The sequence below is a fragment of the Rhizobium sp. 268 genome (assembly GCF_036571585.1).
GTDB classification, from domain to species: Bacteria; Pseudomonadota; Alphaproteobacteria; order Rhizobiales; family Rhizobiaceae; genus Rhizobium; species Rhizobium redzepovicii.
The window spans coordinates 271268-290983 of sequence record NZ_JAPPSO010000002.1 but is presented as its reverse complement, the minus strand read 5'-3'; the positions used below and the strand labels follow the sequence as shown (position 1 = coordinate 290983).

Here is a 19716-nt window from a genome sequence, read left to right as displayed (position 1 = left end):
AGAAGTTAAAAAGTAAGCCATGCTTCGGGCGCCCTCCAAAATTACGTTCGGCAACCTGCAACCGGTTTGTCTTATTACTTAACATTCGTAGAGGCGCAGGTTCCGACCCGCAATAGTAGAATTACCCTTATCCCGTGCAGATTCTAGTCGCATCCCATTTCGAGGTTGATTATGCTTAACGCTATGTCAAGGGAGTCTCGAAATGGCACGAAGTCTTGTCTTGGACGGTGAAAGTCTTGTTGCGCCGGGTGAAATTCGGCGGGCAGCAAGGAGGTTTGCTGCGACAAATCCCAGCGACCTTATCGTCGCGAAAGCCGAGCTTGCCGTCAGCCTCGATCTGTCGATCCGTCAGTTCAGATCCGGCGTCGAGCCTCGTGCGATCATCGAGCGGCTTAGCGAAGCCTTGCATCAATTACGGCGCCGCTTTCATCCGGAGGTGTGGGACGTCATCGTTCCGATCGCGCAATCTCATCCAGTTGCTCACTATCTGCACCAGGATCCATTGACCCGCTGGTCGTTTGAAAAGCCGCGCGGCTATTCCGGCGACGCACGTCTTCTCGACTTTATCTACGGCAGGCCTGAGATCGAGGACGATGTCGCATCATCGAGCACCTTGGGACGTTCGATCTACGCCTACACTCGAAATGCTTCGTCATCCGTCGCAGTAAGAGAGCGTCGAGACATTCTGGCGCGGCGCGTCGACGAAATCGCTTCAGCGCGGCCCGGTTCCATTGAAGTCCTGGCCATCGCGTCGGGGCATCTTCGTGAGGGGCCTTTGTCGCACGCGCTCGGCGCCGGCGCAATCAAACGCTGGGTCGCTTTGGATCAGGACCCGATGAGTGTTGGAACAGTCGCCCGCGATTTCGCCGGTACGTCGGTCGAGGCGCTCAACGGGTCGGTCAAATCCCTGCTTGCTGGGAGGCATGCGCTGGGCATGTTCGATTTTGTTTATGCGGCCGGTCTTTATGATTATCTCCCGGACGCTGTCGCTATAAAGCTGACGAAGAAGTGTGTCAGCATGCTTAAGCCTGGCGGCACATTCCTGTTCGCCAACTTCTCCCCGGCCACGGATGTCGACGGCTATATGGAGACATTTATGAACTGGGCGCTGCTGTTGCGCTCGGAACATGAAATGGGCTTGATCGCCAGTGAAAGCGCGGCTGGGGCGGATCTGAAAGTGTCTGTCTGGCCGGGCACGAATCGGAGCGTTGTCTACTGCGAAATTGAAAGACAGCCGTAAGCAGTAGGTTGGCCGAAAGGCAATGGCGTTGCGGGAAACAACGCCGGCGCACGGAAAAGGAGTGGCCGAGAAGCTGGGCTCGGCCGCAACAATGAGCAATAGCGGTAACCGGGTCAGATCAGGCCGTATTGTTCCGCCTTGTTGCGCAGGAACGGCAGCCCCCTTCCCATGACCTCTTCCATATCGCGTGCAACGGGGCGCCAGACGGCCAGGCCATAGGCCACTTCCGGCGGCATGTTGATGAAGCTTTCCATGGCAAGTCCGCCGTTGAAGCCGATTGCGGCGAGCGCGGCGTAGATCGCATCCCAGGGAATGTTGCCATAGCCTGGCGTGCCGCGGTCGCTTTCGGAAAGATGGATATATTTCAGGTGATCGCGGGCAACCAGGATGCCGTTTGCTGCGCCCTTCTCCTCGATGTTCATGTGGTAGGTGTCGAGGTGAACGAAGATGTTATCGGCGCCGACACGCTCCACCATGTCGACGGCCTGCTGGGCCGAATTGATCAGGTGGTTCTCATAACGATTCACGGCCTCGACGCCGAGTTGGATGCCGTACTTCTTCGCGTGCTTTGCGGCAGCGTCGAGCACCTTGGCAATATTGTCGTATTCGCCTTGCGTCGGCGGTATGCCGGTCCGCTCGCCAATGCCGCCGAAGATGACGCCGGACAGCGCCTCGGCGCTCATCTCAGCGGTCTTTTCGATCGCAATCTTCAGGTGCTCAATCGCCGCATCGGGGCGGACGGATGCCCAGGCATGCTCCGGCAGGCCGAGCGAGCAGACCGCGCGCAGCTTGCTCTTCCCAAGCAGCTCCCGGGTGTGTCTGGCATCGACAGCCGGCGCATTGAGCAGCGCAATCTCGATGAAGTCCATTTTATACTGCACCGCTCCGGCAATTGCCTTCTCGGCGCCTGCGCGATCCCAGTTCATGGTCCACATGCTAGTGTGGACGCCGAAACCCTGCATGGTCATATCTCCTATTTTGCGATTGTGATGAACTTGGCCGAGAACCATCGCAGCACCATCACGACGATGAGCAGGATGCCCCAGACGGCAGTGGTGAGATGCTGGTTGGCGCCGAGCAAATTGAGCCCCGAAGAGAGAAGCTGCAGCACGATGAGCGCCACGAAGACGGGCAGGACGCGGCCGAAGCCGCCGAACGGATTGATGCCGCCGAGGAAGCAGGCGAGTACGGTGATCAGCAGATAGGACTCTCCATGGCCGACGCGTACCGAATTGAAGCGCGCAAGCATGATGATGCCGGCCACGGCAGCCATCACGCCGGAGAGCATGTAGACAAGCACCAGGACCTTGCGGGTATTGATGCCTGAATAGCGGGCGGACTCGATATTGGAGCCGATCATATAGGTGGAAAAACCGAGCTTGGATCGCGCGAGCAGGATGTGGCTGGCGATCACGCAGGCGATCAGGATCAACAACGGTATAGGAATGCCGAGAATGCTGCCGTGGCCGATGGGAGCGATGAAGGTTGGGAAACCCGAAATATCGCCGCCGCGCGTCAGGAACTCGCCGAGGCCACGCAGGAAGATCATCATCGAAAGCGAAACGAGGATCGGATGGGCGCGGGTAAAGGCGATGACGAGGCCCATGACCAGGCCGCTTGCCGCGCCGACGACAAGTGCCAGCAGCGAGCCGAGCAGGAAGGCGATCGGGCCGGCATCGATCCCGCCTTTGGCTTGCAGCGTCCAGGCAAGCGTCAGGCCCGCCATGTTGGCAGTGAAGGTGATCGCCAGATTCAGGCCGCCGGTGAGGATCGGCATCAGCATGGCAAGCGTTAGGATGCCGAGCTCGGGAAGCTGAAAGGCGACGGATCCGAAGGTTGCGCCCGTCAGGAAATGTGGCGAGGCGAAACCGAAGACTATCAGCACGGTCGCCAGCGCGGCCAGCGGACCGGCCATATCAGCCCCGAAGATGGCGTTGAAGCGGGCTGCGAGGGTGTTCATCGCTTTTCTCCGCTTGCCGCAGGTTGGCCGTCGGTCGACATGCGGCCCCCAAAGACTGGCGCCAGCGCGCCGATGCGGGCGCTCGACAACGTGATCGCAACGAGGATGATCGCCCCGACGATCATCTTGAAGGCGAAGGGCGAGACGCCCATCAGGTTGAGGCCGTTCTGGGTGATCGAAACGAGCAGCACGCCCAGCACGCAACCGAGCACGGAGCCCTTGCCGCCGCCCAGCCGCGCGCCGCCGAGCACCACGGCAGCCAGGACATCGAGCTCGCGACCATAAAGTGCGTTCGGCACCACCTCCTGTGCGTAATGCGCCTGCATGAGCCCGGCGATGCCCGCCATCAGTCCAAGCCAGCCGAAGGCGATGAACTGCATGGCGCCGATATTGATGCCGAAGCGGCGCGCGCCGTCAGGATTGTCGCCGAAGGCATAGAGCTGCCGGCCGGTCGTCGTGCGGGTAATGAAGAGCCAGGTGGCGAGCGTGCAGACGGCCATGACGAGAACGGGCAGAGTTATTTCCGCCCAGCTGCCGTCGGCCATTTCCCGCTCGTAAATGACCACGCGCGCGGTCAGCCAATCGGGCAGATTGTAGAGCGATACACCCTTGGTGAAGAACATCAGCAGGCCGAAATAGACGTTGAAGGTCGCGATTGTCGCGACGATCGAGATGATGCGGAAACGGTGGATCAGGAAAGCGTTGATCAGGCCGAGCACGATGCCGATGCCTGCCGCGATCAGGAAGCCGGAGGTCCAGCCACCCCCGCCGATCCGCTCGAGCGCAAGTACGGTGAGATATTGCACGATCGAGGCGGCGACGGCGAAGGAGATGTCGATCCCGCCTGATATCAGCACCACGAGCAGGCCGACGGCGAAGATGATGTTGACGGCGCTGATATTGAGCAGGTCGAAGGCATTGCCGAGTGTGAAGAAACGATCGGTCGCAAACGCCAGGAAGATGCTCATCGCGATGATGACGGCGATGAGCACGCATTCGGTCGTATAGGACAGGAACAGCTTACGCATAGATGGCCGCCTCCAGGCCCTTCAGTGTGGTCGTGCGCGGATCGTGCCAGCCGGCGATGCGGCCCTTTTCCATGTGAATGATCCGGTCGGCGTTGAAATAGACCTCCGGCACCTCGTCCGAGATGAGGATGATTGCCAGCCCAGCGTCGGCGAGACGGGCAACGATTTCGAAGATGCCGGCGCGCGCGCCGACATCAACGCCAACGGTGGGAGCGTCAAGGATCAGCACCTTGGGATCGGTGGCGAGCCATTTGGCGATCGCGACGCGCTGCTGGTTGCCGCCCGAAAGCGTCGAGATCGCATCGTCCTGCTTGCCGATCCTGACGCCGAGATCAGCAATCCAGCCGGCAACGAGCGCGTGCTTCTTATCGGGCGAAATCAGCCGGCCGCTCAGGATGCGGTTGAGCGAGGCCATGACCAGATTGTCGGCGATGGATTGCGGCTGGTTGAGACCGAGTGAAAGACGGTCCTCCGACAGATAGGCGACGCCGGCCGCAATCGCCTCGCGGTTGGACGCAAAATGCACCGCTCTTCCCTCCAGCTTGATCGTGCCGGCGGCCGGCCGACGCATGCCGAACAGCGTAAGCGCAAGTTCGGTGCGGCCCGAGCCGAGCAATCCTGTGATCCCGAGCGTCTCGCCACGGCGCAGATCGAAGGAAATCTCCTCGAACTCGCCAGGCCGGGAAAGCTTGCTGACGGAGAGCATGATCGGGTTCTGCGATCGGTCGCTGGCGCGAACGTTCTGATCGAAGGTCCGCCCGGTCATCAGCTCGGTGATCTTCGACTGTGTCATGCCCTCCACCGGAAAGACCCCGACGAGCGCGCCATCGCGCAGCACCGTGATGCGTGAGGAGATTTCCAGCACTTCCGCAAGACGATGGCTGACGAAGACCACGGCAACGCCCGAAGCCGATAGGGTGCGGACGATTGCCAGCAGATGATCGGTCTCCGTTTGGGTGAGCGAGGCGGTCGGCTCGTCCATGAAGACGATCCGGGCCTGCCCGACCAGCGCGCGGGCAATCGCCACGATCTGGCGCTGCGCGATGGCGAAGTCCTTCAGCGGTCTGTCGACCTCGAGGCTGACGCCGAGCCGAGCAAGCGCACCCTCCGCGATCGTCCGGATCGCGCCAAAGTTGACGAAGCGCGGGCGCGAACCGGAAAGCGTCTGAAAGGCGATGTTTTCCGCCACACTCATTTCCGGAAAGAGCGCAAGGTCCTGCCAGATGATCTGGATGCCGCGGGACTGGGCCATGCCTGGCGTGATGTGGGGTATCGTCTCGCCGTCGAAGACGATCTCGGCGCCCTCGGCAGGCCGATACACGCCGGAGATAACCTTGATGAGCGTGCTCTTACCGGAACCATTCTCCCCGGCCAGACAATGCACCTCGCCCGGCAAAACCTCGAAGGAGACGTTTTTCAGCGCCTTCACGCCGCCGAATGTCATGTTGATGCCGCGGAGCGAAAGAAGAGGCGGGGCTCTCACGCCCTCATCCGTTGCCGTGCTCATGCCGGTTGCCTGTCCGATCGAATGCCATGAAGGGTCGATGGCCCCGGCCTTGGCCGGATACCGCCTTCTTTGCCGAATGTCGGGCCGGTCGGCATGGACCGGCCCGACACCGGGGGAGGGGATCTCTTTCAGAGACCCATTGCGGCCAGGTCGTCGACCGTGTCCTTGTTGATCGGCAGCAACTGGTCGACGATGATGTCGTTGCCGGCCGGCTTGATAACCCCGAGACCTGGAATGTCGTCGCCTTCCTTGATGCTCTCGCCCTTGATCAGCCGATCGGCGAGCGTGACGAACACTTCGCCGGCCTGTTTCGGATTCCACATGAAGCCGCCCGATATCGCGTCTGATTTGATCAGCTTCTGGCCCTGGCCGGGTGAGAACGGGCCGAGGACGAAGATTTTGCCTGTCTTGCGGCGTTCTTCGACCGCGCGCCCAGCGCCGATCGGACCCTGGCTGCCGAAGGCGAGGAAGCCTTTCAGATCCGGATGAGCGGCAATCAGGTCGAGCGCTGTCGAGCGGCTTTTGTCGACGTCTTCCGCAACGCCATAACGATCGCCGACGAGCTTCATGTCCGGATAATTCGCCTTGATATAGGCAATTGCGGCATCGGCCCAGGCATTGTGCAATGGGACGGTCAACGAACCGACAAAGACGGCATATTCGCCCTTGCCGCCCATCTTTTCGGCGAGCAGCTTGCCATGCGCTTCGCCGAATCCGGTGGATGATGCGAGCTCGAAATTCCAGTCGGCACCCTTCTGCGAAGGAGATTCATGGGTAATGACCTTGATGCCGGCCGCCTGCGCCTTGGAAAGCACCGGCTCGAGCACCTTGGCGTCGTTCGGAACCACACCGATCACCTTGACGCCCTGAGCAATCAGGTCCTCGATGGCACGCACCTGCAGGGCCGGGTCGGCGCTGGTCGGCCCGATCATGAAGGCATCGACACCCAGTTTCTGACCCTGCTCCTTGATGCCGGCCTCCATTGCGTTGAACCATGGAATGCCGCCGATCTTGACGACAATGCCGACCTTCGGCGCGTCCTGCGCAAACGCGGCGACCGCGCCGGCAAGCGACAGCGATGCAGCCAATGCCGCTATGATAAGTTTCCTCATCCTCACTCCTCCTCAAAGGTCGCCCATGCGAACGACGACCCCCTGCCGCTTTTGCGGCAAGGTTGCTCCTGGTTGCTTCTTGGCGAGGGATACCCTTGCCTCCCGTCTCGCCTCCTCCGGCGAGCCATCCATGCACAATCGATCTTTCTTTTTTGCACAATCGATGGTGCAATGACTATCGAACAAGGCAGGGCTTTCGTCAAGAGGGGTTTGTTTCTAAGGGAACGGCAGAGGAAGGGCAGGGCATGACAGGCATCAGCAAGAAAAAGGCGACCATCTACGATCTCTCGGTGCTATCGGGCGCATCGGCTTCCACCGTGAGCGCCGTGCTGAATGGAAGCTGGCGGAAGCGGCGTATCAAGGAGACAACGGCCGAGCTTATTCAGAAGCTGGCGAACGAGCACGGCTATACGGCGAACCTGCAGGCTCGTGGCCTGCGTTCGTCCCGCTCCGGCCTCGTCGGCCTTCTGCTGCCTGTGCACGACAATCGCTATTTTTCCTCCATGGCGCAGTCCTTCGAGGCCCAGGCCAGGAACCGCGGCCAGTGCCCGCTCGTCGTCAGCGCCTGCCGTGATCCGGAGGAGGAGCGTCAGGTTGTCGAGACGCTGATTTCCTATTCTATCGACGAACTCTTCATCGCCGGTGCAACCGATCCGGACGGTGTCCACGCGGTGTGCGAAAAGGCTGGGCTGAAGCACGTCAACATCGATCTGCCGGGCACGCTGGCGCCGTCGATCATCAGCGACAATTACGAAGGCGCGCGTATGCTGACACAAGCGATCATCGAGCGCGCGCAGGAGGATGGGCCGCTTTCACCCGACGATGTGTATCTGTTCGGTGGCCGCAACGACCATGCCAGCCATGAACGCATTCGTGGCTTTCGCGACGTAAAGCGCGCACTGCTGGGCGCAGATCCGGACATCTGCATCCAGCCGACTGGTTACTCCCCCGCCATGACCGCCCGCGCCTTTGAAGTCTTCTACGAAGGCCATGGAAAGCTGCCGCGCGCATTTTTCGTCAATTCCTCGATCAACCTCGAGGGGCTGATGCGCTTCCTCGCGCTGCATCCGCACGAGACCTTCGCCGATATCATCGTCGGCTGCTACGACTACGATCCCTTCGGCTCCTTCCTGCCGTTCCCCGTCTTCATGATCCGGCAGGACGGCGAGGCCATGATCACCAAAGGGTTTGCCATCCTCGACACCAACCGACCTCCAGTACTGACGCATCTTGTGCAACCATCACTCGTCCCGCCACGCACAGCGCTGACCGGCCCCCTCGATGCCCTGAAAGATATCGAGTAATCCCGTCTCCTTCGTTGGAAAATCTGATGCCAGACGGCGTCGGTGGGCCCGGGTCAATTGCAAATAGCATCGAGACATTCCAAAATCTCCAAAGGGAAGCCGTTGTTTTTTCTGGCATGTCGCACCGGGAAATAGAATGCCCCTTACACCAGCTGCTGTATGTCAAATTAGATAATATACATTATGGAACTTACGCCAACCGATAACGCAGCCAACCGGTGCAGCCAGTCAATCCAGACACAACTTCATCCTGTTGCCTTCTACTCACTCAGCATCGAGACTGAGGAGCGCGAACTCGGCCGGGCGGCGCGCGCCTATCATCCAATTTAGTCCTGATTGGCCGCCACCGGCAAACTGCCCTCGTTCGAATGACGTGTTTCAGTATGCCGTGCGGCGGAGACGAGGCGGCGCTTTGCGCGGATGGCGTGCCATTGCTGGTCGATCAGGACGCCGATGAGGATCACGCCGCCCATGACGGCGAAATTCAGCGACGACGGGATGCCAAGCAGATTGACGAGATTCTGCAGCTCCTGGAGCAGGACCGTGCCGAGCACCACGCCGACGATTGAACCTTCGCCGCCGCGGAGAGAAAAGCCGCCGAGGACAGCGGCGGCGATCGCGTAGAGTTCGTAGAACTGGCCATGGCTCGCCGGCGAAATCGAGCGTGTGTACATGGCGAAATAAGTCGCCGAAAGCGCCGTCAGCAGGCCGCAGATGACATAGGCCGACATGATCATCCGGCCGGTGCGGATACCGGAATAGCGGGCCGCCTCCTCGTTCTTCCCGATTGCATAGAGATAACGCCCGAAGACGGAGCGGTGCAGCATGATCCACATCACGACGGTTATGATGACGAGCGCGATGAAGGTGTTGGGAACGCCGTAGAACCGTCCGGCGGTCAGGAATTCGAGATCCGGGAAGTTCTGGCCGAACGCGAAGCCCGCCGTTCCGTCGGCGGTGTAGAAGCGCGCTGCCCCGCGATAGATCAGCAGGCCGCAGAGGGTGACGACGAAGGGCTGCAGCTTGAGCCGGGTGATCAGCCAGCCGTGGACGGCGCCTATGACCGCGCCAAGCGCGAGAATGAGCGGCAGTGCCAGCATCCAGGGCATGTCCTGGACGGCAACGAAATCGACGAACAGCACGCCGAGAAGGGCGACGAGCGAGCCTACGGAAAGCTCGATACCGCCGGTTATGATGACAAAGGCCTGGCCGATCGACAGGATGCCGAACAGGCCGATCAGGTTGGCGGTGTTGGCAAGATTGATCGGCAGCAGAAAGCGCGGATTGATGATCGCGACGACGATGCCGACGACGACGATCAAAAGCAGCAGTCCGAGATCCTTTTTGACCATTCGAGATCCATTCCCCGATACTTATATGTTGGCCGCAGCCGCTATTTTACCCTTTTGCCGACGGCAAGCAAAAGCACGCTTTCCTGGCTGAATTCATCCTCTTCCAATATGCCGGCGATCTGGCCCTCGTGCATGACGGCGATGCGGTCGGAAACGCCGATCACCTCTTCCATGTCGCTGGAGATCATCAGGACCGCGACCCCGGCATCGGCAAGCGCTCGCATCAGTCCGTAAATCTCGTTCTTGGCGCCGATATCGATGCCGCGCGTCGGCTCGTCGAAGATCATCACCCTCGGGCTCATCGACAGCCATTTGGCAAGCACCACCTTCTGCTGGTTGCCGCCGGACAGAGTGCCGGTTCGCGTCGAAACGGAAGGCGCCTTGATCGCCAGGCGAACCCGCTGCTTTTCGGCCGCCGCCGTCTCTTTTTCAGCAGAAAGCATGAAGCGTCTGGAAAGCCTGGGAAGGTCGGCAAGGGTGATATTCTGGGCGATCGGGAAATCGAGAAGAATGCCGTTGCGCTTGCGATCCTCCGGCACCAGGAAAATGCCGCGAGCGACGGCGTCACGAGCGGAACGGACGGAAATTTCCTGCCCGTCCTGCAGGATGCTTCCGCCATAACTCCGGTCGATGCCGAAGAAGACCCTGGCAAGCTCGGTACGGCCGGACCCGACCAAGCCCGCAAGCCCCATGATTTCTCCATAGCGGATTTCCAGATCGACGGGACGGCCAGGATAGGCCTCGGTGCGCACGCCACTTGCCTTCAGCGCAACCGAGCCCGGCGAGCGCTGCGGTTTTGCGGTCCGGGCCGCAAGCACCCGGCCGATCATCAGCTTGACCATCTGGTCGTGGCCGATGTCTTTCCTGGCGAGCGTGCCGACAAGCGTGCCGTCGCGCAGCACGACGACCCGGTCTGCGACGCGCTCGACCTCGTGGAGGCGATGCGAGATGAAAATGACGCTGATGCCATCCGCTTTCAGCAATTTGATAATGCTGAGCAGCCGCTCGGTTTCGTCCAGCGGCAGGCTGGACGTGGGCTCGTCGAAGATAACGAGCCTGGCGTTGATCGACAGCGCTTTGGCGATTTCCACCATCTGCTGCTCGGCAAGGGAAAGCGACGCCACGGGTGTGTCGGCGGAAAAATGCGCGCCCACGCGCCTCAAAAGCGGCTTCACCATGTCCCTTAGTCGATCGCGATCGACGAGCTTAAGCGGTCCCGCCTTCAGCGGTTCGCGCCCTAGGAAGATGTTGGCAGCGACGTCGAGATTCTCAAAGAGATTGAGTTCCTGATGCACGAAAGCGATGCCGGACGAGATGCTCGATTCCACCGTGAGGAAATGAAGCTCTGCCCCGTCGAGCAGGATCGTGCCCCGATCGGGTGCGATCACACCGCCGAGAATCTTCATCAGGGTCGATTTTCCAGCCCCGTTTTCGCCGACAAGGCCGATGACCTCGCCCGGCACGATGTCCATTGACAGGCCTTCGAGCGCAACGACGCCTGGATAAGTCTTGCCAACGCCGGAAAGCGAAAGGAATGGCGTTCCGGGCGCGCCCGGTGACGGGATGTCGGAACTATGGTTCATCGGCTGTCCATGGCTGCTGATGATGTCGGCATGAAATGCCTTTCGCGGCGGCGAGTGCCGCCGCCGCGAAAGAGGTTACTTTCCAGCCATGGCCTTCAGGTTGGCGGCATATTTGTCAACGTCATCCTTGCCGATGATCACCGTCGGGATGATGATCAAGCCATCGGCGGGAACGCCTGATTTGTCGCCCTTGAGGTAGGCGGCCATCAATTTCATGCCCTGATAAGCCCATTCGAACGGCTGCTGTACGACGGTTGCCGCGATCGTGCCTTCCTTGACACCGCCGAGCGTGATCGGATCGTCGTCAAAGCCGACGACGGTGATCTGGCCGAGTTTGCCGGCGTCGCGTAGCGCCTCATAGATGCGCGGCGTGTTGTAGGAGTAGAAGCCGACCATGCAGGTCAGGTCGGGGCTGGCCACCAGCGCATCCTCGACGTTCTTCTTGGCGCGCGTCTGGTCGATGTCGTCACCGCGAACATCGACAAGCTCGATCTTCGTGCCCTTGAGCCCTTCCTTCATCCCTTCGATGCGTTCGCGGGCGTTATCGGCGCCGAGCAGACCGACGAAACCCATACACTTGCCACCGTCCGGCATAGCCTTCTTAGCGATTTCGGCGGCCTGCTTGCCGGCATCGACGTTTGAAGAACCGATATAGGCGACGCGGTTGGTCTTCGGCGCGTCGCTGTCGGTGGTGAACAGAGCCGTCTGCGAGCCGATCTTATTCAGGCCATCCGTCTGGGTTTTGGGGTCGACAGCGGAGACCATGATCCCTTTAACGCCGGCGCTGACCAGATCTTCCATGAGTCGCTGCTGAATGGCGACAGCCGCCTGCTCAGGGTATTTCAGCTCCATCTGGTAATCCGGCATTTCGCCCTGCGCCTTCTTCACGCCGGCCTCTGCCGCTTTCCAGAAGTCGGACGCTCCGTTGACGACGAATGCAAGTGTCGGCTTGTCGGCGGCATGCGATACGGCAGCCGGTGCCGCGCTCAGCATCAAACCGGCGAAGAACAGGGCTGCATTGCGTTTCAGCTGTTTCATAATACACCTCCCGAGGGGCCGCAGTCGCATGGGCCCGTTTTCGACTTACGGCCGGCCGGATGCGCCCCCTCCCAGGGCCGCCGCAAAGCGACGAGTGGCATTGGTCCGATCGCTCCGTGACGGTATAGAAGAATTTTAATTAGTAAATAGTATTATCAATGCGGATCAAAACATTTCATCATGCACCGATCGGGATGCAACTTTGTACTAGCAATGACCAATAACCGCAGGCATTGCAACAGTTGATGCAATTGCCAGCGCTTTCAGATAGATGCTAATAGTAATTACCAAACGACAAAGAGACTGTTCTCCTCGAATGCGACAAGCCAAGCCCCAAAAAAGCAATAAGCCCGCGGTGGACAAGCCTGCCCGCGTGACGATGATGGATATTGCCGCGGCCGCCGGCTGCTCCCAGGCCGCCGTCTCTTTCGTTCTCAACGACACACCCGGCACCCGGATCTCGCAGCAGACCCGCGACCGCGTGTGGGAGGCGGCGCGGGCTCTGGGATATACCGGGACGACGTATACGGCGAAGGCCTCTTATTCAGGGTTAGACAATGTGATCGGTTTCGCCGTGGATCAACTTGCCACCAGCCCGGAAGCGATCGTTGCGATCGAAGGCGCGCGGCAAGCTTCCTGGAACGCCGGCAATGTCCTTCTGGTCGCCCAGACGCTCAGCGATCCGGTCATGGAGCCGAAGGCCATCAAGGCGCTGACGAGCGGAGGCATATCAGCGCTCATCTATATGACGATCTATACCCGCCAGGTGGAGCTTCCGTCCTATGTCAGCAATCTCAACATCCCGACGGTCCTCTTGAATTGTTATACGGCGGACCATGCATTTCCGGCCGTCGTGCCGAGCGAGATTGCGGGAGGGCAGAGCTCCACCCGACATCTGATCACGCACGGACACCATCGCATCGCAACCATCACCGGCGAAATCTGGATGCAGGCTGCGCAGGACAGGCTGACCGGATATCGCCGCGCGCTGGCGACCGCCGATATCCCCTTCGATCCGGAATTGGTTATCGAAGGCGACTGGTCTGCCGGTGCCGGCTATGCCGCCACGATGAAACTGCTTGCTCTGAAAGAGCCGCCGACCGCGATCTTCTGCCAGAACGACCGCACGGCCATCGGCTGCTACGAAGCGCTCAAGGATGCGGGGCTTCGCATTCCCCAGGATATGTCGGTGGTGGGGTATGACGACGAAGAGATTTCACGCCACCTCGTCCCGCCGCTGACGACTTCGGTCCTTCCACATCTTGCCATGGGGCAATGGGCGATCGAACATCTCAACCCGGAAACCGTGCCGGGCAAGCGATATCCTATTGCCAAGCTCGAATGCTCGCTCGTCAAGCGCCACTCCGTCGCCGCGCCGCGGGCCGAGGCGCGGCAGGTTGTCGATGATTTAAGTACCTCGCCATAGGCCCCGGCAGCAGTGGCCGGGAAGACTTACTTGTCGGGCACCCCTCCGACGGCGAACGCAATGCTGACCGCACGGTTCACAGCCGCTGCAAGAACCGACATGTGGGTCTGGCCTGCATAGAGCTCGAATTCGGTACGCAATCCGTCTTCTGTGCTGCTCAATCGCTCCGCCATCTCCTGCGCCAGGAGGATCGTCCGCTCCGCCTTCCTCTTTTCCAGGCGTACGGCTGCATCCTCGTTGCGGTACTGAAAGGGGGCCAACTCGTCGCCTTCATATTCCCCGGCGGACAAATGCAGGAAGGCGGCATTTCCCGGGATGGGTTGACGCTGCGCCTCATTGTTGAGGATTTCACTGTTCTCCCAATAGATGGTCGGGCTGGCCGCAATCCAATTTGCAAACAGACCCGGCCGCTCAAACAGGGCATAGAGGGTAAAGAGGCCGCCGAAGGAATGCCCAAAAAGCGATCGGCGCCGCGGATCCAGGGTCACTATCTCCGCGATCCGCGGTATCAACTCGCTCTCGATGAAATCCGCCAGTTTGCCGGTCCCTCCGATGACCACCGGGGGACCGCCCTCAACAAAGGGCGGATAGGATTTGACCGGTGGAGGACCGAGGTCCCAAGACCGGCGGAGCGCATCATAGGGCTCGTCGGTGGGATAGCCGATCGCCGCGATCACCCCCCAGCCGACATTCGTTCCCGTGGGGTAAGGCGCCTGAGTGACCAGGCTGGCAGCCGCGAAGGGGAAAGTGGCGTTGCCGTCGGTCATCACTAGAAGCGGCCATCCCCCCGCTGGCGGCTTCTCCGCCGGAATGGACAGGAATATGCGATAGGGCTCGCCGCCTGCAGCCGGAGCGAGATCGAAAAAGCACGTGCCGGGCAATGAATAGACGCTGACAGGTTCAGTCGTGAGAACGGTTTCTGATGTTTGCATAAGAGGACGTATCTCTCTTAATCGATGATGACGTGCGGCACGAAACGCGACAGGTTGGCGGTTATGCGCGAGCGGTCTTCGCGAACGGCAAGGCCACAGGCGCGATCACCGACGACCCAGCTGCCGAGCACGGCAAAGCCGCCGTCGCTTTCGAAAAGCGGGGCATAGGCCTGGACGACGAAGCCTTCGTCGCCATAATCGCCGGGAGCGGAAACGAATTCCCGGCCATCCCGGAATATCGTGACGTTCTCGCCCTCTCGCGACAGCAGCGGTTTGCGCACATAATCCGTCAGGGTCGCGGCTGCCGGGTCGTCGGCAAAATAGCTCGCCAGCAGGTTGGGGTGATTGCGGTGGCGCTGCCAGAGCAGAGGCAGAAGCCCCTTGTTGGAGAGCACGGCCTTCCAGGCGGGCTCGATGAAAACATCGCCGGAGCGCGCGAGTTCGCGGGCGAACGGCTCGCGCAGCATGAACTCCCATGGGTATAGCTTGAAGCAGCGGTCGATCACCCGATCCTGCAGGTCGGTATAGCGGCCCTCGGCATCGATGCCGATCTCGCGTATGTCGAGAAGCTCGACGCGATGGCCGGCCTGCACTGCGCAGTCCATCAGATAAACCGTCGTGCCTCGATCCTCCTCATTGTCGGTCATCACAGCGAAGTGGAAGATCGGCCCTTTGGGAAATTGCTCGAACGCCTCGACGAGGCTTTCCTGCAGGGAATTATACTGGTCCGCATCATTGGGCAGGGTACCCAAAGCCATCTGGTCGGTCAGCCAGTTGTATTGGAAATAAGCTGTCTCGAACACCGAGGTCGGGGTATCGGCGTTGTATTCGAGCAATTTGACGGAGCCGGCGCCGTCATAGGCAAGATCAAATCGGCCGTAAAGGTGCCGGTCGCGGCGCTGCCAGGAGCGCTGCACCACATCGCGCAGATCCTCCGGAATGGCCAGCCTGTCGAGCGTCTCTTCGCTTCTGACGATATCACCGACCAGATCCATGCACATGTCGTGCAGTTCCTGGCTCGGCTGTTCGATCTGCGTCTCGATTTCGTCGAGCGTGAAAGTATAGGCGGCATCGTCGAGCCAGTAAGGCTCGCCGTACATGACGTGAAAGCCGAAGCCGACGGCGCGCGCCTTGTCACGCCAATCAGGACGGGCCGGAAGGGTGATGCGCTTCATGTCAGCCGCCGAAACTAAACGACGAACGGCCACCAAAGCCTTGACGGGCGACGGTGCGGGTATTGACGTTGACCGGCTTGACGCTCTGGCGCGAGGGCGCAGTCAGACTGTCGTTGCCCGCGCCGCCTGAGCGAACCGTTGTCACCGTCTGCCCGGAGCGATTGCGGTAAATCGGCGTCGAACCGTAGTAATAACCCATCTCCTCCTGGCGCCGGCGATAGTCGGAATAGTCGCCGATGTTGTTCAGTGCCGAAGACAGCATGTAGCCTGCCAGGAACGGCATAAAGAAGCTGCCGCTGCCGCCGGTATTGTTGGGGACTGAATTGGCCGGCTGCTCCGAGCAATGGCCCGCGCCGTATTCGGCCTCGCAGGCGGCCATGCCGTTGAAACGCGGCGCGGTGGCGAGATGAGCCCGCATGGCATCCTGATAGCCGGCCTGGCAGACCTGCCGGTCCATGCCGGATTGCACGCATTGGTCGACGGAGCTGAACATGACCTCCGAAGGCGTCTGGTCGCCGCAACCGGATAGCGCCAGGGTGGAGGCAGCGATAGTGCCTAGGGCCAGGAAGGGTCGTCTGTGCCCGCTCTTACGTCTGCGCATCGTTCCCCTCCCCTCAATAGGTCATGCAGGCGGCGTTGAGAATACCGATGACCAATGCGATGCCGCCGCCCCATATGCCCGCGGCGATATCGTCGGCGGTGATCTTCTCATGCAGGTCCGGCATGGTGAAATTCGCAATATAGAAAGCAAGGATCTGCGCCAGAATGCCGATCACCGCCCATACGATGTAGTCGATGATGCTGACCGAATTGGCGGCGGCCGAAGCCAGCGGCAGGCTGAAACCGACAAGCGCGCCGAGAAATGCCGTCACCGCGGCGAGGTTGCCGGCACGAATGAGCTGAACTTCCTTTTGCGGCGTCAGGAATGTGTAGATCACCGCAAAAACAACGTAGGCGCCAAGACCAACGGCGAAATAACCAAGGAAGGCAGGCAGACCCGCCACGTAATCGAGCATTGAAAAACTCCTCCGTCAAAAATTGATAGTGTGTCAGACGCGGCGGACATCGGCTGGAGCAAGCCCATAACCGATCAGAAATTCCACCGAGCTTCCCGCTTGGCTCTGTCCGAGGTCGAGATCACGCTCGACATTGATCAGAAGCATTTCGCGCGTCGAGCCAAGCGGGCGGTAATACAACATACAGGTCTGGTGAATGGAGCGCTGCGCTTCACCATCCTCGACCTTTTCGACAAATTCCACCAGTTGCGCGCGCTCCGGGCCTTCGCCCCAGAAGCGGCTATAGAGGATACCGTCGGCATCGTAGGATGGCTGGCCGATCAGGCCGCCCGGCCCGGTCCAGCGGTTCCATTCGCTCTGCCCGGCCGGCACGACGCTGTCCCAGGATTGATAAAAGCTGATGTCGTCGACGGCATCGCCCGGCTGGCCCGACGCCGACATCACCTGGATCATCCGGTGGTCCTCATCGTAGTAGCGCGACAGAACCGTTGCGGCATCGAGCGAACTCTCGCCGTAGCCGGCAATGATGAAGGGGCCGCTCCGTGGCAGCGGCATGGCCGGCTCGCCGCCCAAAGCCTCGGCCTCGAGGGAGAGGAAATCGATCTCCAGAGCCCCGCCGATGGCGGCGCCCAAGGGGCCAAGTTCTCTGGGCAAGGGCTTTTCGTTCTTGTCTCTGCCGAACCAGCCGATCATGATACGTCTCCCATTCGAGCCCAAGCGACGGCAGCGGGATCTAGCCGCATTCCGCTGATGTAGTAAAGAGTCTCGCCGCCCCGCATCAGCACCTCGTCCCGGCAATTGAGGTCGGTGATGCCCTGGCTCAGCAAGCCCACCAGCGTGACGTTATGCTCACGCTTGAGGCTTAAAAATACGTCTCCATAGAGCAGTGGCCGTTGCAAAGGCGGAACCGGCAGGGAAAAGGCCGTATCGGTGGAGGCGGCCGATAGCAGCCGTGCGGCGATCTCCGAAGAGCCCGGATCGCGGGCTGCACGCGACAGCAGCTCCTCGGCGAGCGAGCCCACCGCCTCGACGCGCGGCCGGAGTTGTTTGACCATCTGGGCTGTGCGGTCGTCGGCGAAATAAGCGACGATATGGGCATTGGGCGCATGGTCTTCGGCAATCAGCACCGCGGCCAGCGTCTCGTCGTCATTTGCTCCGCGCGCGATGATTGCCCGCGCCTGCGCCACTCCGGCCCGCACCAGAGCGTCCGCATCGGCGAGCCGCTCGGTTCTGATATAGTCGGTGTAATCGCTGGCGGGATTCTCCGCCAGCTCCTTGGCAACCAGAACGCTCATTGGTTCGTTGGCCTGCCGTTCGGCATGCAGCAGCCGCAGCATCTGGTATGTCTGCCCCTCCTGCCAGCCTAAGACGATGATATGACCGCTGCGTTCGCTGTAGTCACCCAATCCGCGCATGCGGTTCCTCCAGATCGTGCCGATCGTTGTCAACAATTTGCCAAGAACGGCGGTGAAGATGGCAATGCCGCCGGGAAGGACGAAGAGGACGGCAATGATCCGGCCAAATCCCGATTTTGGGGAAAGATCTCCATAGCCGACCGTCGTGGCTGTCACCATATAGTAGTAAAGAAAATCGATCGGATTGCCGACGAGATCGCCTTCGCCGCACAGCATAAAGAGCAGGTAGGAGGCGGCCAGATGGATCACGAGAAGAATAAAAAGGGCGGACCAGGCCAATTCGCTGAGCGAGAGATATACACGCCGCAGCAATGAAGCGATAAATGGCACGCGATTCGCCCCCGTTCCCCGTGCGTAACCTAGCGAAATTTATTTACCGCGCCACCCCTTTAAGTGGCATATCGAATACCCAGATATTTTTCGAATTCCAACCGATGGAGGACTTTTTGGAGACCTGGAACCTCACCACTTTAACGCGCCTGTTCGCCGCCGATCCGGCGGCGCTCGGTGATGTGGACGTAGCCGTACCCGAACAGGGCGACGTCATATGCGTCACCCTTAAGGAAAAAGGCGATCTCGACGTCTTCGTCGCGGTCAGCGGAGAACGCGACATTCTTGTCAGCGCCGTTCTTTTGCCGTGCAAGGAGGTGCCCAATCGCGAAGCCTTCGAACGCATGGTGCTCAAGACGCACAAGTTCGTGCCGCTCTCCAGCTTCGGCATCACCACCATCGACGGTGAGGAATGGTATGAATTGTTCGGTTCGCTGTCGGCGCACTCGCCAGCCGACACGGTGGTCGAAGAGGTGGCAATTCTGGCGGCCAATGCCGTCGATGCGGCACACATGATTGATGAGTGGAAAAGCGGGGAGATTGCCGCATGAGCACCTGGGGAAAGATTTTCACCGCCATTCGCGGCGGCATCAACGAGGCGGCTGAAGCCGCCGCCGACAACCAATCCATGCGCATTCTCGACCAGGAAATCCGCGACGCCGAACAGTCGCTGCGCCGGGCGCGATCCGATCTGGCCGGCATCATGGCCGCCAACAAGAGCGTCATGCGCCGGCTCGAAGAAAACCGCGCAAAGGAAACCAAGGATACCGACAGCGCTCGCGCCGCGATATCGGCCGGCCGCACGGATCTCGCTCAGGGCCTGGCGCAGCGCATCGCCGCCAGCCGTTCCGAAGTGCAGCGCGACCAGGAAGAGCTCGATCGGCTGCTGCCCCGCCAGCAGCAGATGCTGCGCACGATCCAGGACACCGAAGCACGCATTGCTCAGATGAAGCGCGAGGTGGAGAACGTCAAAGCCAACGAGTCGCTGCTGCGCGCTCAGTCGGCGATCGCCCATAACCAGTCGGGCATCAATACCCGTCTCGGCAGCGCCGTCGAAAGTCTCGAACGCATCAAGAAACGCCAGGAAATCACTGCCGGGCGCATCGAAGCCGGTGCAGAGCTCGCCGCGCTGGAAAACGGCGGCGATCTCGATCGTCAGCTGCGCGAAGCCGGCATTGGCGGTTCCAGCCATTCGGCTGATGACATTCTGGCACAACTAATGCTCCCCAAACATTCGGCCGAGCCGGTCTTGCTGCCCGCCCCCGCCGGCCAGAAAGACTGACAATCCCTGGGAACGG

At 60.5% G+C, this 19716-nt stretch carries 19 protein-coding genes; 5 read left to right on the top strand and 14 right to left on the bottom strand.

Annotated elements, in window-relative coordinates; all coding sequences use genetic code 11:
- The first annotated feature begins 202 nt into the window (after window positions 1–202).
- On the top strand, window positions 203–1240 hold the full coding sequence (locus OS035_RS04815) for a class I SAM-dependent methyltransferase (RefSeq protein WP_331813409.1): 1038 nt from the start codon (window positions 203–205) through the stop codon (window positions 1238–1240).
- A gap of 113 nt (window positions 1241–1353) precedes the next feature.
- Here OS035_RS04815 and OS035_RS04810 read toward each other — a convergent pair whose 3' ends face one another.
- The 5 genes from OS035_RS04810 to OS035_RS04790 all read right to left on the bottom strand — a co-directional run bounded on the left by OS035_RS04810 (window position 1354) and on the right by OS035_RS04790 (window position 6847).
- Entirely contained in the window at window positions 1354–2202 is an 849-nt protein-coding gene (locus tag OS035_RS04810) for a sugar phosphate isomerase/epimerase family protein (RefSeq protein ID WP_097629457.1), read from the bottom strand.
- A gap of 11 nt (window positions 2203–2213) precedes the next feature.
- The gene (locus OS035_RS04805; RefSeq protein ID WP_131710549.1) at window positions 2214–3200 is read right to left on the bottom strand and encodes an ABC transporter permease; all 987 of its coding nucleotides are present in this window, start codon (window positions 3198–3200) and stop codon (window positions 2214–2216) included.
- Window positions 3197–4228, bottom strand: a complete 1032-nt coding sequence (locus OS035_RS04800) for an ABC transporter permease (RefSeq protein WP_131710548.1) — start codon at window positions 4226–4228, stop codon at window positions 3197–3199. The genes OS035_RS04805 and OS035_RS04800 overlap by 4 nt, the downstream gene beginning before the upstream one ends.
- Window positions 4221–5735: a sugar ABC transporter ATP-binding protein gene (locus tag OS035_RS04795; RefSeq protein ID WP_183854175.1), complete on the bottom strand. Its 1515-nt coding sequence runs from the start codon at window positions 5733–5735 to the stop codon at window positions 4221–4223. The genes OS035_RS04800 and OS035_RS04795 overlap by 8 nt, the downstream gene beginning before the upstream one ends.
- A gap of 128 nt (window positions 5736–5863) precedes the next feature.
- Window positions 5864–6847, bottom strand: coding sequence for an autoinducer 2 ABC transporter substrate-binding protein (locus OS035_RS04790; RefSeq protein ID WP_183854174.1), 984 nt, complete (start codon window positions 6845–6847; stop codon window positions 5864–5866).
- A gap of 245 nt (window positions 6848–7092) precedes the next feature.
- Between OS035_RS04790 and OS035_RS04785 the strand changes: the two genes are divergently transcribed.
- Entirely contained in the window at window positions 7093–8151 is a 1059-nt protein-coding gene (locus OS035_RS04785; protein WP_131710546.1) for a LacI family DNA-binding transcriptional regulator, read from the top strand.
- 326 nt (window positions 8152–8477) lie between these two features.
- Here OS035_RS04785 and OS035_RS04780 read toward each other — a convergent pair whose 3' ends face one another.
- From OS035_RS04780 to OS035_RS04770, 3 genes are all read right to left on the bottom strand, one after another.
- Window positions 8478–9503 (bottom strand): ABC transporter permease, encoded by a 1026-nt coding sequence (locus OS035_RS04780; RefSeq protein WP_097629431.1) that lies wholly within the window; start codon window positions 9501–9503, stop codon window positions 8478–8480.
- Between the two features lie 41 nt (window positions 9504–9544).
- On the bottom strand, window positions 9545–11086 hold the full coding sequence (locus OS035_RS04775) for a sugar ABC transporter ATP-binding protein (protein WP_097629430.1): 1542 nt from the start codon (window positions 11084–11086) through the stop codon (window positions 9545–9547).
- A 75-nt stretch (window positions 11087–11161) separates the two neighbouring features.
- The gene (locus OS035_RS04770) at window positions 11162–12124 is read right to left on the bottom strand and encodes a sugar-binding protein (RefSeq protein WP_064843990.1); all 963 of its coding nucleotides are present in this window, start codon (window positions 12122–12124) and stop codon (window positions 11162–11164) included.
- Window positions 12125–12440: 316 nt separating this feature from the next.
- On the opposite strand from OS035_RS04770, the gene OS035_RS04765 reads away from it, so the two are divergent.
- The gene (locus OS035_RS04765) at window positions 12441–13550 is read left to right on the top strand and encodes a LacI family DNA-binding transcriptional regulator (RefSeq protein ID WP_097629429.1); all 1110 of its coding nucleotides are present in this window, start codon (window positions 12441–12443) and stop codon (window positions 13548–13550) included.
- A gap of 26 nt (window positions 13551–13576) precedes the next feature.
- Here OS035_RS04765 and OS035_RS04760 read toward each other — a convergent pair whose 3' ends face one another.
- Genes OS035_RS04760 through OS035_RS04735 form a run of 6 tightly spaced genes read right to left on the bottom strand, consistent with a single transcriptional unit; the run spans window position 13577 to window position 18418 of the window.
- Window positions 13577–14482, bottom strand: a complete 906-nt coding sequence (locus OS035_RS04760) for an alpha/beta hydrolase (protein WP_097629428.1) — start codon at window positions 14480–14482, stop codon at window positions 13577–13579.
- A gap of 17 nt (window positions 14483–14499) precedes the next feature.
- Window positions 14500–15657, bottom strand: coding sequence for a glutathionylspermidine synthase family protein (locus OS035_RS04755; RefSeq protein WP_097629427.1), 1158 nt, complete (start codon window positions 15655–15657; stop codon window positions 14500–14502).
- 1 nt (window position 15658) lies between these two features.
- A complete protein-coding gene (locus OS035_RS04750; protein ID WP_097629426.1) occupies window positions 15659–16258 on the bottom strand; it encodes a DUF1190 domain-containing protein in 600 nt (199 codons plus the stop codon).
- A gap of 13 nt (window positions 16259–16271) precedes the next feature.
- Window positions 16272–16673, bottom strand: a complete 402-nt coding sequence (locus OS035_RS04745; RefSeq protein ID WP_331813408.1) for a DUF350 domain-containing protein — start codon at window positions 16671–16673, stop codon at window positions 16272–16274.
- Window positions 16674–16706: 33 nt separating this feature from the next.
- Window positions 16707–17366: a YjfK family protein gene (locus OS035_RS04740; protein ID WP_097629425.1), complete on the bottom strand. Its 660-nt coding sequence runs from the start codon at window positions 17364–17366 to the stop codon at window positions 16707–16709.
- Window positions 17363–18418, bottom strand: coding sequence for an ion channel (locus OS035_RS04735; protein WP_097629424.1), 1056 nt, complete (start codon window positions 18416–18418; stop codon window positions 17363–17365). Before OS035_RS04735 ends, OS035_RS04740 begins: the two co-directional genes overlap by 4 nt.
- 104 nt (window positions 18419–18522) lie before the next feature.
- Here OS035_RS04735 and OS035_RS04730 point away from each other — a divergent pair, with 104 nt between their 5' ends.
- Complete coding sequence (locus OS035_RS04730; protein WP_097629423.1) at window positions 18523–18969, top strand: YjfI family protein; 447 nt, start codon at window positions 18523–18525, stop codon at window positions 18967–18969.
- Window positions 18966–19700 carry a PspA/IM30 family protein gene (locus tag OS035_RS04725; protein ID WP_097629422.1) on the top strand — a complete coding sequence of 245 codons (735 nt, stop codon included), beginning with the start codon at window positions 18966–18968 and terminating at the stop codon, window positions 19698–19700. The genes OS035_RS04730 and OS035_RS04725 overlap by 4 nt, the downstream gene beginning before the upstream one ends.
- Window positions 19701–19716: the final 16 nt, after the last annotated feature.

Bases quoted from the DNA above. Each gene is read 5' to 3' on its own strand.
- OS035_RS04725 (WP_097629422.1), top strand. From the start codon at position 18,966: ATGAGCACCTGGGGAAAGATTTTCACCGCCATTCGCGGCGGCATCAAC.
- OS035_RS04745 (WP_331813408.1), bottom strand. From the start codon at position 16,673: ATGCTCGATTACGTGGCGGGTCTGCCTGCCTTCCTTGGTTATTTCGCC.
- OS035_RS04770 (WP_064843990.1), bottom strand. From the start codon at position 12,124: ATGAAACAGCTGAAACGCAATGCAGCCCTGTTCTTCGCCGGTTTGATG.
- OS035_RS04800 (WP_131710548.1), bottom strand. From the start codon at position 4,228: ATGCGTAAGCTGTTCCTGTCCTATACGACCGAATGCGTGCTCATCGCC.
- OS035_RS04755 (WP_097629427.1), bottom strand. From the start codon at position 15,657: ATGAAGCGCATCACCCTTCCGGCCCGTCCTGATTGGCGTGACAAGGCG.
- OS035_RS04775 (WP_097629430.1), bottom strand. From the start codon at position 11,086: ATGAACCATAGTTCCGACATCCCGTCACCGGGCGCGCCCGGAACGCCA.
- OS035_RS04750 (WP_097629426.1), bottom strand. From the start codon at position 16,258: ATGCGCAGACGTAAGAGCGGGCACAGACGACCCTTCCTGGCCCTAGGC.
- OS035_RS04740 (WP_097629425.1), bottom strand. From the start codon at position 17,366: ATGATCGGCTGGTTCGGCAGAGACAAGAACGAAAAGCCCTTGCCCAGA.
- OS035_RS04810 (WP_097629457.1), bottom strand. From the start codon at position 2,202: ATGCAGGGTTTCGGCGTCCACACTAGCATGTGGACCATGAACTGGGAT.
- OS035_RS04785 (WP_131710546.1), top strand. From the start codon at position 7,093: ATGACAGGCATCAGCAAGAAAAAGGCGACCATCTACGATCTCTCGGTG.
- OS035_RS04760 (WP_097629428.1), bottom strand. From the start codon at position 14,482: ATGCAAACATCAGAAACCGTTCTCACGACTGAACCTGTCAGCGTCTAT.
- OS035_RS04780 (WP_097629431.1), bottom strand. From the start codon at position 9,503: ATGGTCAAAAAGGATCTCGGACTGCTGCTTTTGATCGTCGTCGTCGGC.
- OS035_RS04815 (WP_331813409.1), top strand. From the start codon at position 203: ATGGCACGAAGTCTTGTCTTGGACGGTGAAAGTCTTGTTGCGCCGGGT.
- OS035_RS04765 (WP_097629429.1), top strand. From the start codon at position 12,441: ATGCGACAAGCCAAGCCCCAAAAAAGCAATAAGCCCGCGGTGGACAAG.
- OS035_RS04805 (WP_131710549.1), bottom strand. From the start codon at position 3,200: ATGAACACCCTCGCAGCCCGCTTCAACGCCATCTTCGGGGCTGATATG.
- OS035_RS04795 (WP_183854175.1), bottom strand. From the start codon at position 5,735: ATGAGCACGGCAACGGATGAGGGCGTGAGAGCCCCGCCTCTTCTTTCG.
- OS035_RS04790 (WP_183854174.1), bottom strand. From the start codon at position 6,847: ATGAGGAAACTTATCATAGCGGCATTGGCTGCATCGCTGTCGCTTGCC.
- OS035_RS04730 (WP_097629423.1), top strand. From the start codon at position 18,523: ATGGAGGACTTTTTGGAGACCTGGAACCTCACCACTTTAACGCGCCTG.